The following is a 16,521-nucleotide window of genomic DNA, read 5'->3' on the forward strand; positions in this document are numbered from 1 at the left end:
AATGACTTCTGAACAAGGCAGCGGCAAACGATGACCCACAAGAAGAGACCGACAGTCTATATAACCCGCAAATTGCCTGACGTCGTCGAAACCAGAATGCGCGAACTCTTCGATGCCGAACTGAATATAGACGATACGCCGCGCAGCGAGACGGAGCTTGTCGCCGCCATGCAAAGGGTAGACGTGCTCGTGCCCACCGTTACCGACCGCATCACCGCAGCGATGATTGAGCAGGCAGGACCGCAACTGAAACTCATCGCCAGCTTCTCCAACGGTATCGACCATGTGGATGTGGATGCCGCGGCCCGAAAGGGCATTACCGTCACCAACACGCCCAATGTGCTGACTGAGGACAGCGCCGACATCACCATGGCTCTCGTGCTCGCCGTGCCGCGCCGCATGATCGAAGGCACGCGGGTGCTTGCCAATGGCGCGGACGAGTGGCTCGGCTGGTCGCCGACATGGATGCTGGGACGGCGCATTTCCGGCAAGCGCATCGGCATTGTCGGGATGGGCCGCATCGGAACGGCGGTGGCACGGCGCGCCAAGGCCTTTGGCCTCTCCATTCATTATCACAATCGCAAACGCGTCAATCCGGCAACGGAAGCAGAGCTTGAAGCGACCTATTGGGACAGTCTCGACCAGATGCTGGCGCGGGTGGATATCGTCTCCGTCAATTGCCCCTCGACGCCCGCGACCTATCACCTGATCTCGGCCCGGCGGCTGGCCCTGATGCAGCCCACCAGCTACATCGTCAATACCGCGCGCGGCGATATTATCGACGAGGCGGCGATGATCCAGTGCCTGCGCGAAGACAAGATCGCAGGCGCCGGTCTCGATGTCTATGAGAACGAGCCTGCCGTAAACCCCAAGCTCATCAAGCTGGCCAAGGAAGGCAAGGTCGTGCTGCTTCCGCATATGGGCTCTGCAACAATCGAGGGCCGTATCGAGATGGGTGATAAGGTCATCATCAACATCCGCACGCTATTCGACGGCCACCGTCCGCCGAACCGGGTGCTGCCGGGGCGGAACTGAGCCGGTTCAGCCGATGAATTTGGTCATTTCGATCGAGGTCGTGCGATTATAGCCGGCATGGGCGTTTTCGGCGGTCTTGACGAAACCCCAGGCGGCGAATTTGGTATGATTAGCGATAAGCTCGATGCGAGTTTCCAGCCGCAGCGCCGGTAACGCCAATTCGCGGGCGAGCGCTTCGGCCTGCTCCAGCAGCATCCCGCCTATACCCTTTCCCTGCGCTTTGGGGGAAACACAGAGTTTGCCGACATAAAGACAGGCCGGCGGCTCCGGTCGGCAAAATAGGCAACCGACAATCTCATCGCCATCAAGCGCCACGAAAGCGATCTCCGCCCTCGCCTTCTCGGCAAGATTTTCCAGCGTCAGGCGATGAGCCGAAGACGGCGGGTCGATGACGCCATCCATATAAGCGAAGGAGGACACGATAAGCGCCAGCAATTCCTGCCAGCGATCGAACTCCTCCCCGATCCTGACAATCTCCGTCATGGTTTTTTCCCTCCTGGACGCCGCTTGTATCGCACGGTTTCGAAACGGGCCGACAGGGCGTCATAGAGGAGCAGGCGGCCGATCAACGGCTCTCCGGCACCGGTGATAACCTTGATCGCCTCCATGGCCATAAGCGTACCGATAACCCCCGTCAGCGCGCCGACAATGCCTGTTTCCGCGCAACTGGGAATGAGGCCCTGCGGCGGCGGTTCCGGAAACAGGTCACGATAGCCGGGCAGCCGAGCGCCCTCGGTATTTGTCCCATAGGGTTTCAGCACCGTCACCGAACCATCAAAACGGCCGACAGCTCCCGTTACCAATGGTCTTTTCGCAGCCTCCGCGGCATCGGCGGCCGTATAACGCGTATCGAAATTATCCGAGCCGTCTATAAGGAGATCGAAGGATTGCAGATGGTCATGCGCCCAGACCTGCGAAAAGCGCTCTTCATAAACAAGCGTTCGAACATGCGGATTGAGCCGGGCGACGGCCTTGCGCGCGCTCTCCGTCTTCAACTCCCCAATCGTACCGGTATCGTGGATGACCTGTCGCTGCAGATTGGACAGGGAAACCACATCGTCATCGATCATGCCGAGCGTGCCGACACCGGCAGCGGCAAGATAATGCAGCACAGGGGCGCCGAGACCGCCGGCCCCGATAACCAGCACGCGCGCCGCCTTCAGCCGCTGCTGACCCACGCCGCCGATTTCCGGCAACAGGATATGGCGCTTGTAGCGTTCGATTTCTTCCGGGCTCAGCGGGTCCATATCGCCCTCCATTTCTTAGCCGTCATGCGGTGATGCTCCCGTGGGAAACGTTGAAGAATTGCGCCCTGTCGCCGAGGGCGGAGAACATCGCCGTATCCGTTCCGGTCATAAAACTCTGGCCGCCAAGTGCATGAATGAGATCGAACAGAGCCGCCCGCCTGCCTTCATCCAGATGGGCGGCGATCTCGTCCAGCAGCAGGACCGGCGCGTGGCCGGTCATGTTGGCGGTCAGTTGCGCATGCGCAAGCACCAGCCCCACCAGCAACGCCTTCTGTTCCCCGGTTGAACAGCGCTCGGCCTCCATATCCTTTTCCGCATGGCGCACGAACAGATCGACGCGGTGCGGCCCATCCAGTGTGCGGCCGGCAGCGGCGTCACGATACCGGCCATCACGCAGCATAAGCCTGTATTCATCCTCCAGATCGACGGCGGGGCGATTGAGCCCATCGTCCATGAAACCGGAGAGAGAAAGCGCCGCAGAAGGGAAAACGGCATCGCCCGCCCGCCCCTCGATCAGGCTCTTCAAGAGGCCAAGCATCTCATAACGCGCAATCGCCATTGAGATGCCGAGTTCGGCCATCTGCTTTTCGATACCGTCCAGCCAGACCGGATCGAAACGACCTTCCGAAAGCAGGCGGTTGCGGCCACGCATGGCCTTTTCGAAATCGCTTGCGCGCCGGCCGTGACCCGGATCGAGCGACAGGACCAGCCGGTCGAGAAAACGCCGGCGGTCCGATGACGAACCGGTAAAGAGGCCATCCATGGCAGGCGTCAGCCACAGAACCCGCAAATGGTCGGTCAATTCATCGACGGACTTCACCGGCGTGCCGTTCAGCCGCAGGCGACGCGATACCACCTCGCCATCACCTTCGATCCCGGTGCCGATCGCGACCTCACCATCCATGCCCTCGACATCGGCGAAGATCGAGAAGCCGGCTTCGGCCCCTACCCGCGTCACATCAGACAGGGTGGCGCGGCGCAGGCCCCTTCCGGGAGAGAGGAAAGAGACGGCCTCCAGAAGATTGGTCTTGCCGGAACCGTTGTCGCCCGTCAGCACGACATGGCGTTCATCAAGCGTGAGTGCAGCCGCCGCATAATTGCGGAAGTCCGTGAGTTTCAGCCGTAAAAGCGACACCTTGTTCGTCATTTTTACGGCCTAAAACGAACGTAGATGGATAGCAAGGCGGCGAACGTCCCGCGACCATCAGCGAGCGTCAAAACCAGGCAAATTATTCAGTAGTGGCAACTTTTTTAGCGGACGGCTATTTATGGGCGGTTCGTTGTCACCGGTAATCATCCATGCGCTTCTTTATTTCCCTGCTTCTGACGGTCAGCCTTCTTTCATCCTGCGCCGGACGGCCGGGAGCGGACGTGCTGCAAGCCGTCAACACCCAGGTCAAAGATACAAAAATCGTGACCGCCTATGTTGCCAGCACCCGTGAGAAAAATGAAGAAGCGAAAAAGGGGTTCAGCACCCTGCGGGCGACCGACCCAAATTATGCCCGCTTCGATATTTCGATACCGCCGACCCACAAGAGCGGAAAAATCGAATGGTCGACTGGAAAACCGGATGCCAAGAAGGATTTCGTCGTCACACAGGCGCAGATGCTGGATAGGGCGAGTTTCAACAGCGACCTCGGCGATATTACGCGATCCCGCAAGCAGATCGCGCTTTTTGTGCACGGTTATAACTACAGCTATCAGGAGGCGCTTTTCCGCGCAGCGCAGATGGCTGCCGATGCCAATCTCGATGGCGTACCGTTGGTTTTTTCCTGGCCATCGCAGGCCAATGTCACAGGCTATGTGGCGGACAAGGAATCGGCGACTTATTCGCGCGATGCCCTTGCCAATCTGCTGACCGATCTCACGCGCCACTCTTCGCGCAGGAACATTGTCGTCTTCGGCCATAGTATGGGCGGTTGGCTGGTCATGGAGGCGCTGCGACAGCTGCGCTTCGAGGGCAGAAACGACGTCATCGCAAAGCTGCAGGTGGTGCTGGCCGCACCCGATATCGATGCCGATGTTTTCCGCAAGCAGATCGAGGTGGTCGGAAGGCTCAATCCGCCGCTCACGGTCCTGGTCTCCAAGGATGACCGCGCCCTCAAGGCTTCGTCCATCCTGGGTGCGGACGTGACACGGATTGGCGCACTTGATGTCACCGATCCCAAGGTGCAGGACGCGGCGTTGAAGGAACGTGTCCAGTTCGTGGATATTTCCAACCTGAAAGCCTCGGACCCGCTCAATCATGACCGCTATGCCGCACTGGCGTCGCTCGTGCCGCAACTGGAGACGAGCCGCAACAGCAATGGACAAAACGGCCTCGGTCGCGCCGGCGCCTTCGTGTTCGATGCAATCGGCGCAACCGTCTCCAGCCCCTTCCGGCTTGCGAGCCAGGTGGTGAACCCGCAATAGTGTGCGGGCTCGTGCTGACAGTTCCGGCTTCAGAAATCCCAGTCTTCATCCTCGGTGGCGACCGCCTTGCCGATGACATAGGACGAACCGGAGCCTGAGAAGAAGTCGTGATTTTCATCGGCATTGGGCGAGAGCGCCGAAAGGATCGCCGGATTGACCCGGCAGGCCTCGGCGGGAAACAGCGCTTCATAACCCAGATTCATCAGGGCCTTGTTGGCGTTGTAATGCAGGAACTGCTTGACGTCTTCGGTCAGGCCGACACCGTCATAGAGGTCTTCGGTGTATTTTGCCTCGTTGTCGTAGAGCTCGAGCAGGAGATCGAAAGCAAAATCCTTGATCTCCTGTCTTTGCGCCTCGCCAAGACGGTCCAACGCCCGCTGGAACTTGTAACCGATATAATAGCCGTGCACGGCCTCATCGCGGATGATGAGGCGGATGAGGTCTGCCGTGTTGGTGAGTTTGGCACGGCTTGACCAGAACATGGGCAGGTAGAAGCCGGAATAGAACAGGAAGCTTTCCAGAAAGACGCTGGCGATCTTTTTCTTCAGCGGATCGCCGTTGTCATATTCCCGCATGATGATCGCGGACTTGCGTTGCAGAAACTCGTTTTCCTCCGACCAGCGATAGGCGTCGTCAACGTCAGGCGTGGAGCACAGAGTCGAGAAAATCGACGAATAGGAACGGGCATGCACTGCCTCCATGAAGGAGATATTCGAAAGCACGGCCTCCTCATGCGGCGTCGCCGAATCCGGCATCAGGCGCACGGCGCCGACGCCGTTCTGAATAGTGTCGAGCAATGTCAGCCCGGTGAAGACACGGATCGTCAGTTTCTGCTCTTCCGGCTTCAACGTCCCCCAGGAGGGGATGTCATTGGAAAGCGGCACCTTTTCCGGCAGCCAGAAGTTCGAGGTCAGGCGGTTCCAGACTTCGAGGTCTTTTTCGTCCTCAATGCGGTTCCAGTTGACCGCGCGGATACGGGACGCGGGTTTTACGGCGATATTCATTCTTTTGTCCCTCAAATCAGAGCGTGCAGGAAACGCAGCCCTGAACCTGCGTGCCTTCCAGCGCCATCTGGCGCAACCGAATGTAGTAGATGGTCTTGATGCCCTTCTTCCAGGCGTAGATCTGCGCCCGGTTGATATCGCGCGTCGTGGCCGTATCGCGGAAGAACAGCGTCAGCGACAGGCCCTGATCGACATGCTGGGTGGCCGCCGCATAGGTGTCGATGATCTTTTCCGGGCCGATCTCATAGGCATCCTGATAATATTCAAGATTGTCGTTCGAGAGATAGGAAGCCGGATAATAAACGCGGCCGATCTTGCCCTCTTTACGGATCTCGATTTTCGAGACGATCGGATGAATGGAAGAGGTGGAGTGGTTGATATAGGAGATCGAACCCGTTGGCGGTACGGCCTGCAGGTTCTGGTTATAGAGACCTGATGCCATCACGTTCTGCTTCAGTGCCTTCCAGTCGTCCTGTGTCGGAATGGCAATGCCGGCCTTTTCGAAGAGCTCACGGACCTTTTCCGTCGCGGGCAGCCATTCCTTTTCGGTATATTTGTCGAAATAGTCGCCCGAGGCATATTTGGAGTTCTCAAAGCCCTTGAAGCTCTGGCCCCGTTCTACGGCCAGCCGATTGCTGGCACGGATGGCGTGATAGGTGACGGTGTAGAAGTAGATATTGGTGAAATCGACGCCTTCTTCGGAGCCATAAAAGATGCGTTCGCGCGCCAGATAACCGTGCAGGTTCATCTGGCCGAGGCCGATAGCGTGGCTCGCATCATTGCCCTTTTCCACCGAGGGAACGGAGGAAATGTGGCTCATATCCGATACCGCCGTCAGCGCCCGGATGGAGGTCTCGATGGTCTTGCCGAAATCGGCCGAATCCATTGCCGCAGCAATGTTGAGCGAGCCGAGATTGCAGGAAATATCCTTGCCCATTTGGCTATAGGAGAGATCGGCGTTGAACTCGCTGGCTTCGCTGACCTGCAGGATTTCCGAGCAGAGATTGCTCATGCTGATACGGCCGGCAATCGGATTGGCGCGGTTCACCGTATCTTCGAACATGATGTAGGGGTAACCGCTCTCGAACTGGATTTCGGCGATCACCTGAAAGAATTCGCGCGCCTTGATCTTCTTCTTACGGATGCGGCTGTCGGCTACCATTTCATGGTATTTTTCGGTGACCGAGATTTCGGTGAAAGGCACGCCATAGATCCGCTCCACATCATAGGGCGAAAACAGATACATATCCTCATTATTGCGGGCGAGTTCGAAGGTGATATCGGGGATCACCACGCCGAGCGACAGCGTCTTGATGCGGATTTTCTCGTCGGCATTTTCGCGCTTGGTATCGAGGAAGCGCATGATATCCGGGTGGTGGGCGTGCAGATAGACCGCGCCGGCACCCTGGCGCGCGCCAAGCTGGTTGGCATAGGAAAAGCTGTCTTCCAGCAGCTTCATCACGGGAATGACGCCGGATGACTGGTTTTCGATCTGCTTGATCGGCGCGCCGGCTTCGCGAATATTGGTCAAGGACAGGGCCACGCCGCCGCCGCGCTTGGAAAGCTGCAACGCCGAATTGATGGAGCGGCCGATGCTTTCCATATTGTCTTCCACACGCAGCAGAAAACACGAGACCAGCTCGCCGCGGCTCTTCTTGCCGGCGTTGAGGAATGTTGGGGTTGCCGGCTGGAAGCGGCCGGAAATGATCTCATCGACCAGATTGCGGGCAAGCTGCTCATCACCGCGCGCAAGGGCCAGCGCCACCATGCAGACGCGATCCTCGTAACGCTCGAGGTAACGTTTTCCGTCGAAAGTCTTCAGCGTGTAGGAGGTATAATATTTGAACGCCCCAAGAAATGTCGGAAAGCGGAATTTCCGGGCATAGGCTTCGTCATAGAGGTCGCGAACGAAATTGAAGGAGTACTGGTCCAGTACCTCCTGCTCGTAATATCCCTCCGCCACCAGATAATCGAGCTTTTCCCTGAGATTATGGAAAAACACAGTGTTCTGGTTGACGTGCTGGAGAAAATATTGCCGGGCAGCCAGGCGATCCTTGTCGAGCTGGATTTTCCCGTTCTCGTCATAAAGGTTCAACATCGCGTTCAGCGCGTGGTAGTCCAGAGCCGCATCAACCGGTTTCTGGCTTGCGGCTACGGGCTGTTTGGCATCCTTGCGCAGCGCGCTTGAGGTCAGCGTGTCCAAAATCGTTCCAATCCATGTTTGACGTTGGCGACATCTTCTTCCGTGCCGAGAAGCTCGAAACGATAGAGAAACGGCACAGCGCATTTGCGCGAGACGATATCTCCGGCGGATGCGAAAGCTGCGCCAAAATTCGTATTGCCCGCCGCGATGACACCGCGAATGAGATTTCGGTTGGAGGGTTCGTTCAAAAACCGGATGACCGGTTTCGGCACGGCACCTTTGGTACCCCCACCCCCATAGGTGGGGGTAACGAGCACATAGGGCTCCGACACCTGAGGCACGTCATCCTCGGCGCCGAGCGGCAGGCGCAACAAACGCCGTCCCAGTTTCAGAAGGAAACGATGGGTGTTTTCAGAACGGCTGGAATAATAGACGATCAGGCCCATCGCCCTGCCGCCTCAGCTGATTGCGCCGATCATATCCGGCCGGAAACCCGCCCAATGGCGTTCGCCGGCAACGACAACCGGAACCTGCATGTAACCGAGGCCACGAACATGATCGAGCGCGTCAGCATCTTCGGAAATATCGATGATCTCATAGGGAACGCCGATGCGGTCGAGGGCGCGGTAAGTGGCAGTGCATTGGACGCAGGCCGGCTTGCTGTAAACGGTGACGGTCATAATTTCCTCTCTCGAAGCCGGTTGCGGACACGGCTCAACATTGCCGATTGCAATCGCAATCGGGCGGCGATGGATCTTTCATTAGGGTGGGCGTGCGCAGCTTTTAGCCGCGTAAAATCACTCTCTACGCCGACGAGCGCAGCAACTCAAACAAATGCACTGGCATGACTTCACCCCGAAGCTTGTTCTGGAGGGGGGCAGAAAAGGGCGCACGCAAATCATTTGCGTCAGACACCTTCCTCCGGACACCCCGCCCGTGGACGTTTGCGCTCAAGGCAGGTCTCCTGACTTGCGGGTCACAACATCTATTCCAGCCTTCCCGGTGCGCTAAGCTCCAGTGACCCAAATCGGAACGATGCTCGCCGCTTACAGTTGCGGGGGCAGTTTCGGCCTTGCTTCGCCCTGATGGCGTCACGCACCGAATTCCCGTCTTAGCTCCCAATCCTTGCGAATCGGAAGAACCTCGAACACCACATATAGTATATGAGGATTTTTTTGCGTCAATGAATAGACACAGGAAAGCCCTACCCTGTGGATCAAAAAGATTCAACACATGGTTAACAACGGCTTAACAGCACATGCGTGCCGTCGCTCAAAGAGAGAAAAGCGTTAATCTATTCCCAGATATCGATGCGAATATCGGCGGGACGGGCGTTTTCGATCACCCTTTTTCCGTTGGGAAGATCGTTTTCGAACAGTTTGGCGTGGATTTGAGCGGCATCGAGGCCATAGCCCTCCCATCTGTTTCGCAGCCTCTCTTCAAGCACCGCCACGGATGGACCCACGAAGATGGTGAGATCGAAACTCTCGGAAAGCACGGTCCAGGGCGCCTCATTGAGCAGCAGATAATTGCCTTCGGCAAGGATCAGGCGCGTGTCCGGCGCAATCGCTCGGGCCGAGGCAATGGCGATTTCGCGGGAGCGGTCGAAAACCGGGACAAGAACTTCCTGCCCGCCGTTGCGGACGGCGGAGACGATATCAAGGAAGCCGCGAACGTCGAATGTTTCGGGCGCACCCTTTCGCGGCAGCAGCCCCCGTTCTTCAAGAATGCCATTGTCCATATGGAAGCCGTCCATGGGCAGGACGGCGGCCGTTTCGCCTCGTGCGAGCAAAGCATCACAAAGCGCATCTGCCAGCGTGGATTTGCCGGCCCCAGGGGGACCGGCAATGGCGACGATAAAACGGGATTTACCTTCTGCCCGCCGAAGAACATCCTCGGCGATCGTTTCAAGCTTCAGCGTCATGCGGCAAGCGTTTCCTTCGGCGCTTCCTTGGCACCGGTCATGAAGGCGACGGCATCCGACATCGAATAGTCCTTCGGATTGATGACGCACAGGCGCTTGCCCAGCCGGTGGATATGGATGCGATCCGCGACCTCGAAGACATGCGGCATGTTATGCGAGATCAGGACGATCGGCAGGCCGCGGGAGCGCACGTCGAGGATAAGCTCCAGAACACGTCGGCTTTCCTTGACACCAAGTGCCGCCGTCGGTTCGTCGAGGATGACGACCTTGGAGCCAAAGGCTGCCGCACGCGCCACCGCCACACCCTGACGCTGACCGCCGGAAAGGGTTTCCACCGCCTGATTGATGTTCTGAATCGTCATCAGGCCGAGTTCCGACAGTTTCTCGCGGGCGAATTTTTCCATGGCCGGGCGGTCCAGCGCCCGGAACAAACTGCCCTGAATGCCGGATTTACGGATTTCCCGCCCGAGAAACATATTGTCGGCTATGGAAAGCGCCGGCGAAAGCGCGAGGTTCTGATAGACCGTCTCGATGCCGGCCTTTCGCGCCTCGATTGGCGAGCGGAACTGGACGGGCTGGCCTTCTAGTCTGATCTCCCCTTCATCGGGTGTCACGGCACCGGAAATCGCCTTGATGAGAGAGGATTTGCCGGCGCCGTTGTCGCCGATCACGGCCAGGATTTCTCCGGGATAGAGATCGAAATCGGCATGGTCGAGGGCGGTCACACGACCATAGCGCTTGACGAGACTGCGTGCTGTGAGAATGGGTTCTTTTGCCATCAGCCTGCTACCTTTCTGATCCACTGGTCGATTGCTACAGCCATGATGATGAGGACGCCGATCAAGAGATAGGTCCATTGCGGATCTGTTCCGATAAGCCGGAGGCCGAGCGAAAAGACGCCGACGATCAACGCACCGAAAATCATACCCATAATCGAGCCGCGCCCGCCGAACAGCGAAAGGCCGCCGATAACCACCGCAGTGATGGATTCGATATTGGCGAATTGGCCAGCCGTCGGTGAAACCGAGCCGATGCGCCCGATCAAGGCCCAGCCGGCAAAGGCGCATATGAGGCCGGACAGGGTGTAAACGGTCGTCAGCATGCGCTTTACGTTGACACCGGCAAGTTCGGCGGCATCCGGATCGTCACCCACCGCATAAAGATGGCGACCCCAGGCGGTGCGATTCAGCACGTACCAAAGCAGGGCGACGAGCAGGACCATGGCGATGACGCCATAGGTGAAGACCGCACTGCCGAAGCGGACGCTGCTACCGAAAAATTGCAGGATAGGCGCTTGCTGGGCAATGTCCTGGGCGCGGATTGTTTCGTTGGCGGAGTAGAGAAAATTGGTGGCCAGCACGATCTGCCACATGCCGAGCGTGACGATGAAGGGAGGCAGCCGCATGCGCGACACCAGAATACCGTTGATGAAACCGCAAAATGCGCCGACGGCAAGGCCACAGAGAATGGCGAGTTCCGCCGGCAAGCCGTAACGGAAGGTGAACTGCCCCATGATGACGGAGGACAGGACCATGATCGCGCCAACCGACAGATCGATGCCCGCCGTCAGGATGACCAGCGACTGCGCCGCGCCGACAATACCGACGATGGCGACCTGCTGCAGAATAAGGGTCAGCGTGAAGGCCGAGAAAAACTTGCCGCCGAGAAGCAGGCCGAAAACTATCAGCGACAGCACCAAAACGATAAGCGGAACGGCCGCCGGGCTGGAATGGAGAAAGTGCTGCAGTTTTTCCAGCACACTCTTGTCGTGCGTATCGAAAGCGGCGACCTGCGTCGAACTTCCCGAAAGCACCTTTTCAAATTCATTATGCGGCTGAGGCCGCACCGGTTGATCGCTCATGGATTTTCCTCCCGATCGCTCTATCGCGCCCGCCCTGACGCCGGGGTCCTATCTCCAAAGAGAATGACGCGTAGATTTCAAAGTGTTGTGAAGCGGCCCTTATCATCCCCGCAGGACGCGTGACGCGCTCGTTTGTTCCTTTGTCCGATCCCCCGGATCGTGCCTGATATTCATTCGGTCCAAGGGCGGGGGCACGAATGCCCCCGCGGGTTTCAACGGCGAGGCATCAGCCCCAGCACTTGTTGAGACCTTCCTTCGTATCGATCGAATCGAGGCCCTTGACCGGCTTGTCGGTCACCAGCGTCACGCCGGTATCGACGAAGTTCTTGCCTTCGGTCGGCTTCGGCTTTTCACCCGTGTCGGCAAACTTCTTGACGGCTTCGACGCCGAGAGCCGCCATCAGCAGCGGGTATTGCTGCGAGGTCGCCCCGATCACGCCTTCCGCCACGTTCTTGACGCCCGGGCAACCGCCGTCGACAGAAACGATCAGAACATCCTTTTCACGGCCGACCGCTTTCAGCGCCTCATAAGCACCGGCTGCTGCGGGCTCGTTGATGGTGTGGACGACATTGATAGTCGGATCCTTCTGCAGCAGATTTTCCATCGCAGCGCGGCCGCCTTCTTCGTTACCATTGGTGACGTCATGGCCAACGATGCGCGGATCGTCCTCGTCGCCGATCTTGTTGATGTCCTTCACGTCGATGCCAAAGCCCTTCATGAAGCCCTGGTTGCGCAGCACGTCCACTGTCGGCTGGGAGGGGGTGAGGTTGAGGAAGGCGATTTTCGCATCCTTGGCCTTGTCGCCAAGCGTACCGGCAGCCCATTTGCCGATCAGTTCACCGGCAAGAAGATTGTCGGTGGCGAAGGTGGAATCGGCAGCATCAACGGGTTCGAGTGGCGTATCGAGGGCAATGACCAGAAGGCCGGCATCACGCGCCTTCTGTACTGCTGGAACGATGCCCTTGGTATCCGATGCGGTAATCAGGATACCCTTGGCACCATCGGCAATGCAGGTTTCGATGGCGGCCACCTGGCTTTCGGAATCGCCATCGATCTTCCCGGCATAGGATTTCAGCGTCACGCCAAGTTCCTTGGCCTTGGCGGTCGCGCCTTCTTTCATCTTGACGAAAAAGGGATTGGTATCGGTTTTGGTGATGAGGCAAACCGAGGTATCGGCCGCAGACGCAACGGACGCGAAAGAAACGCCAAGCGCAAGCGCGCCCAGAAGAGCGGAAACAGTGGTCTTCATGAGATCCTCCCAATGGATATTTGAGCACCGTGACGGTTACCCGACGATCCCGTCTCCTCCGAGATCGACGACCGTTGGCTCAGATGGAACCACCAAAGGAAACGCCTGTCAATAAATAAATCCGATTGAATTATTAATTCCCTATGGCATTCTAATATGCGGCAGGGAGGAATATCGCCACGTCGTTTAACGTTGCGATAGCACGATTGCCATAAAGCCTGCTGTATCGGTCGCGGCGGATATTGCGGGCGGGAGGATGACATTATGAGACAATCTGTCGAGACGGCGCCCCCGGCGGCGCCCACCACCATGGATATAAGCGGCGGCGCCAACCAGGTCGGCGTGCGCGCTTATAATGAGCGGCTCGTGCTGTCTCTCGTTCGTCGCCACGGCGGACTGTCAAAAGCTGAGATATCAAGACTTTGCGGCCTTTCAGCACAGACCGTCTCGGTTATCATGCGCTCACTTGAAAAGGACGGGCTTCTCATTCGCGGTGAAAGACTGCGCGGCAAAGTCGGCCAGCCATCGACGCCGATGCGGCTTAATCCCGACGCCGTTTTTTCTTTCGGTGTGAAGATCGGCCGACGCAGCGTCGATCTCGTGCTGATGGATTTTGTCGGCCGGATCAGGCTCAAGCTGCGCAGAACCTACCCCTACCCCCTGCCGGAATGGATATTGCCGTTCGTGATCGACGGCATAACGGAACTCGAATCGAAGCTTTCCCCTGCGGAGCGGGAGAAAATTGCCGGCGTCGGCGTCGCCGCTCCATTTGAATTGTGGAACTGGGCGCAGGAAGTGGGTGCACCGCAGATTGAAATGGAGCGGTGGCGGGGCGTCGATATCCGGTCGGAAATTGCTGAAAACGTCAGCTATCCGGTTTTTCTGCAGAACGACGCCACTAGCGCCTGCGGCGCCGAACTGGTTTTTGGTGCAGGCCAGCACTATCCGGATTTTCTTTACGTCTTCATCGGCTCTTTCATAGGCGGCGGCGTCGTTTTGAATTCGGCGCTGTTTTCCGGAAAGACGGGAACGGCCGGCGCCATCGGCCCCCTGCCGGTGCAGGGGCAGGACGGCAATACCGTCCAGCTTCTGAAAATCGCGTCGATCTTCGTTCTGGAAAACATGTTGCGCGAAAAGGGCATCGATCCGCGACCCCTGTGGTTTTCCCCGGACGAGTGGATCGATTTCGGCGAACCGCTGGAAAGCTGGATCAGGAAAACCGCCGCGGCGCTGGCGCAGGCCGTCATTGCCGCAGCCTCCATCATCGATTTTTCAAGCGTCATCATCGATGGCGGTTTTCCCGACTGGGTCAGAACAAGGATCGTCGCCGCCACCCGCCTTGCCCTTAAACACCACGATCTGCAGGGCGTCACGGTGCCTGACATCATCGAAGGCGCGGTCGGTAGCCAGGCGCGGGCAATCGGCGGCGCCAGCTTGCCCCTATTTTCGCGCTATCTCATCGATCAGAACGTTCTGTTCAAGGACACGACCGGCTGAGCCTTCGCAGCGCTCTGTGATTTCATGAATAGGCTATCAATTTGGATATCTTCAGGTCACTCGCCAGCGGCGTGCTGCATGATCGCCGCCAGAAAGGCAGGCCCGTATCGTTCCAGCTTGGTGTCCCCGACGCCGGGAATCTCAGCCATTTCCTTCGCCGAGGCCGGTTTTATCGCCGCGAGTTCCATGAGGGTCTTGTCGTGGAAAATCACATAGGGCGGAACGTTCTGTGCCCGGGCGATCTCCATACGCTTGGCACGCAGCGCCTCAAAAAGGCTGCGATCGGATTCCGGCAAGACCGTCGATACCGTGTTGCGCGGCGTCTGCTGCCGTGCGGAACGGGGAGCGGATGGTATCCTCAGCATTAATGCCGGTTTTTCACGCAGGAACCGCCGTCCATCCTCGGAGATGGACAGGCCGCCATGTCCGGACAGATCCACTTCAATCATGCGTAACGCAACCAGCTGACGCAGGATGGCGCGCCACGTGCGGTTGTCGTGCTCCTTCCCTATCCCGTAGGTGGTAATGCGGTCATGGCCGAAGCGGGAAATCCGCTCGTCCTCGACACCCAGCAATACGCGGATGACATAGGCCTGGCCAAAACGTTCACCCGTGCGATAAATACAGGACAGAAGTTTCTGCGCGGCGATGGCCCCGTCAAACAGGTCCGGCGGCTCGGCGCAGGTATCGCAATTGCCGCAGGGCTCGCACCGGTCGCCGAAATAGGAGAGCAGAACCTGCCGGCGGCAACTGGCCGTTTCTGCGAGGCCGAGCAGCGCATCGAGCTTCTGGCGCTCCATATATTTGCGTTGGTCCGCGGCATCAGATTCTTCGATGAAACGATTGCGCAGGGCAATATCTTCATAGCCATAGAGCATGAGCACGTCCGACGGCAAACCATCACGACCGGCTCGGCCTGTTTCCTGATAATAGGCCTCGATACTGCCGGGCAGGTCGACATGCACCACGAAGCGCACATCCGGCTTGTCTATACCCATGCCGAAAGCGACGGTCGCGACGATGATGACCGCCTCGCCGTGCTGGAAACGGGTCTGGTTTTCCTCACGGGCGGCCTTGTCCATGCCGGCGTGATAGGGCAACGCATCGCGCCCCTCCTCCCGCAGCCATGCCGCCGTTTCGTCCACCTTGCGTTTGGAAAGGCAATAGACGATACCGCTCTCACCGTCGCGATCCTTCAAAAAGCGCTTCAGCTGCGCACGCGGATTGTCCTTTTCCATGATCGCATAGCGGATATTAGGCCGGTCGAACCCAGCAATGAAGGCATCGTGTTCTTCAATCCCCAGGTGACCGAGAATTTCGGCGCGCGTGGGTTCGTCGGCCGTCGCCGTCAGCGCCATGCGCGGCGTATCGGGAAAACGCTCGATCAGCGCGTCGAGCTGGCGGTAGGGCGGCCGGAAATCATGCCCCCATTGCGACAGGCAATGGGCCTCGTCGATGGCGATCAACGACAGGTCGATGGATTGCAACGCATCGAGTACATCCGGCTTGAGCAGGGTTTCCGGCGCGGCATAAAGAATATCGACCTTGCCGGCCCGCATGTCCCGCCATAGCGCGCGCCGCTCTTCCGGGGAAAGATCGGAATTGAGGGCTTCGGCCCGCACCCCGGCCTGACGCAGGGCAGCGACCTGATCGACCATCAGTGCGATGAGCGGCGAAACGATCAATCCCATGCCATTACGAGCAAGCGCAGGGATCTGGTAACAAAGCGACTTTCCGCCGCCGGTCGGCATCAAAACGAAGGCATTGTTTCCCGCCATTACATGCCGAATGATGTCTGCCTGCCTTCCGCGAAACGCATCGTAGCCATAGACGGTCTTGAGGATATGCAAGGGATCAGCGGTCACGGCGGTTTTTGTCCGAAGTGGGATGATGGTGCATCATCACGGTTTTGCAGCCCATGGCAATGCCGAAGATGGATTTGGCCGTGGCAGTAGATAGCGTGATTGATTTTTTACCAGCCACAACGAAAGCAAAAAAGGCTCCGCGTTTCCTCGGAGCCCTTTGATAGTCATATAAGTTTTGGTTGCGGGGGCAGGATTTGAACCTGCGGCCTTCAGGTTATGAGCCTGACGAGCTACCGGGCTGCTCCACCCCGCGTTACCAGCGTAAATCCCTATGGGATTTATCG

General features: G+C 58.2%; 15 protein-coding genes, 1 tRNA gene and 1 riboswitch. Of the genes, 3 read left to right on the top strand and 13 right to left on the bottom strand.

Annotation, left to right across the window (positions count from 1 at the left end):
• Positions 1-30 precede the first annotated feature (30 nt).
• Complete coding sequence (locus PL599_RS21880) at positions 31-1,035, top strand: 2-hydroxyacid dehydrogenase (RefSeq protein ID WP_077983282.1); 1,005 nt, start codon at positions 31-33, stop codon at positions 1,033-1,035.
• Positions 1,036-1,041: 6 nt separating this feature from the next.
• Here PL599_RS21880 and PL599_RS21885 read toward each other — a convergent pair whose 3' ends face one another.
• Genes PL599_RS21885 through recF form a run of 3 tightly spaced genes read right to left on the bottom strand, consistent with a single transcriptional unit; the run spans position 1,042 to position 3,429 of the window.
• Positions 1,042-1,518: a GNAT family N-acetyltransferase gene (locus PL599_RS21885; protein WP_142914234.1), complete on the bottom strand. Its 477-nt coding sequence runs from the start codon at positions 1,516-1,518 to the stop codon at positions 1,042-1,044.
• Positions 1,515-2,282 carry a molybdopterin-synthase adenylyltransferase MoeB gene (locus PL599_RS21890; protein WP_269825329.1) on the bottom strand — a complete coding sequence of 256 codons (768 nt, stop codon included), beginning with the start codon at positions 2,280-2,282 and terminating at the stop codon, positions 1,515-1,517. Before PL599_RS21890 ends, PL599_RS21885 begins: the two co-directional genes overlap by 4 nt.
• Before the next feature lie 22 nt (positions 2,283-2,304).
• Positions 2,305-3,429 (bottom strand): DNA replication/repair protein RecF, encoded by a 1,125-nt coding sequence (gene recF / locus PL599_RS21895; RefSeq protein ID WP_269825328.1) that lies wholly within the window; start codon positions 3,427-3,429, stop codon positions 2,305-2,307.
• A gap of 152 nt (positions 3,430-3,581) precedes the next feature.
• Between recF and PL599_RS21900 the strand changes: the two genes are divergently transcribed.
• Positions 3,582-4,694 (top strand): alpha/beta hydrolase, encoded by a 1,113-nt coding sequence (locus PL599_RS21900; RefSeq protein ID WP_271359877.1) that lies wholly within the window; start codon positions 3,582-3,584, stop codon positions 4,692-4,694.
• 29 nt (positions 4,695-4,723) lie between these two features.
• On the opposite strand, the gene nrdF is transcribed toward PL599_RS21900, so the two are convergent.
• The 8 genes from nrdF to PL599_RS21940 form a co-directional block, all read right to left on the bottom strand.
• On the bottom strand, positions 4,724-5,698 hold the full coding sequence (gene nrdF, locus PL599_RS21905) for a class 1b ribonucleoside-diphosphate reductase subunit beta (RefSeq protein WP_269825326.1): 975 nt from the start codon (positions 5,696-5,698) through the stop codon (positions 4,724-4,726).
• Positions 5,699-5,714: 16 nt separating this feature from the next.
• Positions 5,715-7,901 (bottom strand): class 1b ribonucleoside-diphosphate reductase subunit alpha, encoded by a 2,187-nt coding sequence (nrdE, locus tag PL599_RS21910; protein WP_269825325.1) that lies wholly within the window; start codon positions 7,899-7,901, stop codon positions 5,715-5,717.
• Positions 7,889-8,287, bottom strand: a complete 399-nt coding sequence (gene nrdI / locus PL599_RS21915; RefSeq protein ID WP_004439016.1) for a class Ib ribonucleoside-diphosphate reductase assembly flavoprotein NrdI — start codon at positions 8,285-8,287, stop codon at positions 7,889-7,891. Before nrdI ends, nrdE begins: the two co-directional genes overlap by 13 nt.
• Positions 8,288-8,299: 12 nt before the next feature.
• Positions 8,300-8,521, bottom strand: coding sequence for a glutaredoxin-like protein NrdH (gene nrdH / locus PL599_RS21920; RefSeq protein ID WP_020011298.1), 222 nt, complete (start codon positions 8,519-8,521; stop codon positions 8,300-8,302).
• Between the two features lie 257 nt (positions 8,522-8,778).
• A riboswitch (cobalamin riboswitch) is annotated at positions 8,779-9,002 on the bottom strand.
• A gap of 133 nt (positions 9,003-9,135) precedes the next feature.
• Entirely contained in the window at positions 9,136-9,765 is a 630-nt protein-coding gene (locus PL599_RS21925) for a nucleoside triphosphate hydrolase (protein ID WP_271359878.1), read from the bottom strand.
• The gene (locus PL599_RS21930) at positions 9,762-10,544 is read right to left on the bottom strand and encodes an ATP-binding cassette domain-containing protein (protein WP_077983293.1); all 783 of its coding nucleotides are present in this window, start codon (positions 10,542-10,544) and stop codon (positions 9,762-9,764) included. Before PL599_RS21930 ends, PL599_RS21925 begins: the two co-directional genes overlap by 4 nt.
• Positions 10,544-11,626 (bottom strand): ABC transporter permease, encoded by a 1,083-nt coding sequence (locus PL599_RS21935; RefSeq protein WP_269825322.1) that lies wholly within the window; start codon positions 11,624-11,626, stop codon positions 10,544-10,546. The genes PL599_RS21930 and PL599_RS21935 overlap by 1 nt, the downstream gene beginning before the upstream one ends.
• Positions 11,627-11,852: 226 nt before the next feature.
• A complete protein-coding gene (locus PL599_RS21940; protein WP_077983295.1) occupies positions 11,853-12,875 on the bottom strand; it encodes a sugar ABC transporter substrate-binding protein in 1,023 nt (340 codons plus the stop codon).
• A 264-nt stretch (positions 12,876-13,139) separates the two neighbouring features.
• On the opposite strand from PL599_RS21940, the gene PL599_RS21945 reads away from it, so the two are divergent.
• The gene (locus tag PL599_RS21945) at positions 13,140-14,372 is read left to right on the top strand and encodes an ROK family transcriptional regulator (protein WP_077983296.1); all 1,233 of its coding nucleotides are present in this window, start codon (positions 13,140-13,142) and stop codon (positions 14,370-14,372) included.
• A 56-nt stretch (positions 14,373-14,428) separates the two neighbouring features.
• Here PL599_RS21945 and recQ read toward each other — a convergent pair whose 3' ends face one another.
• Together recQ and PL599_RS21955 are read right to left on the bottom strand one after the other, a co-directional pair.
• A complete protein-coding gene (gene recQ, locus PL599_RS21950) occupies positions 14,429-16,237 on the bottom strand; it encodes a DNA helicase RecQ (protein WP_269825321.1) in 1,809 nt (602 codons plus the stop codon).
• A gap of 176 nt (positions 16,238-16,413) precedes the next feature.
• Positions 16,414-16,490: transfer RNA gene (locus PL599_RS21955), tRNA-Met, on the bottom strand.
• Positions 16,491-16,521 lie beyond the last annotated feature (31 nt).

Origin of the sequence: Agrobacterium sp. ST15.16.055 (assembly GCF_027956555.1) — a bacterium.
GTDB lineage: Bacteria > Pseudomonadota > Alphaproteobacteria > Rhizobiales > Rhizobiaceae > Agrobacterium > Agrobacterium salinitolerans.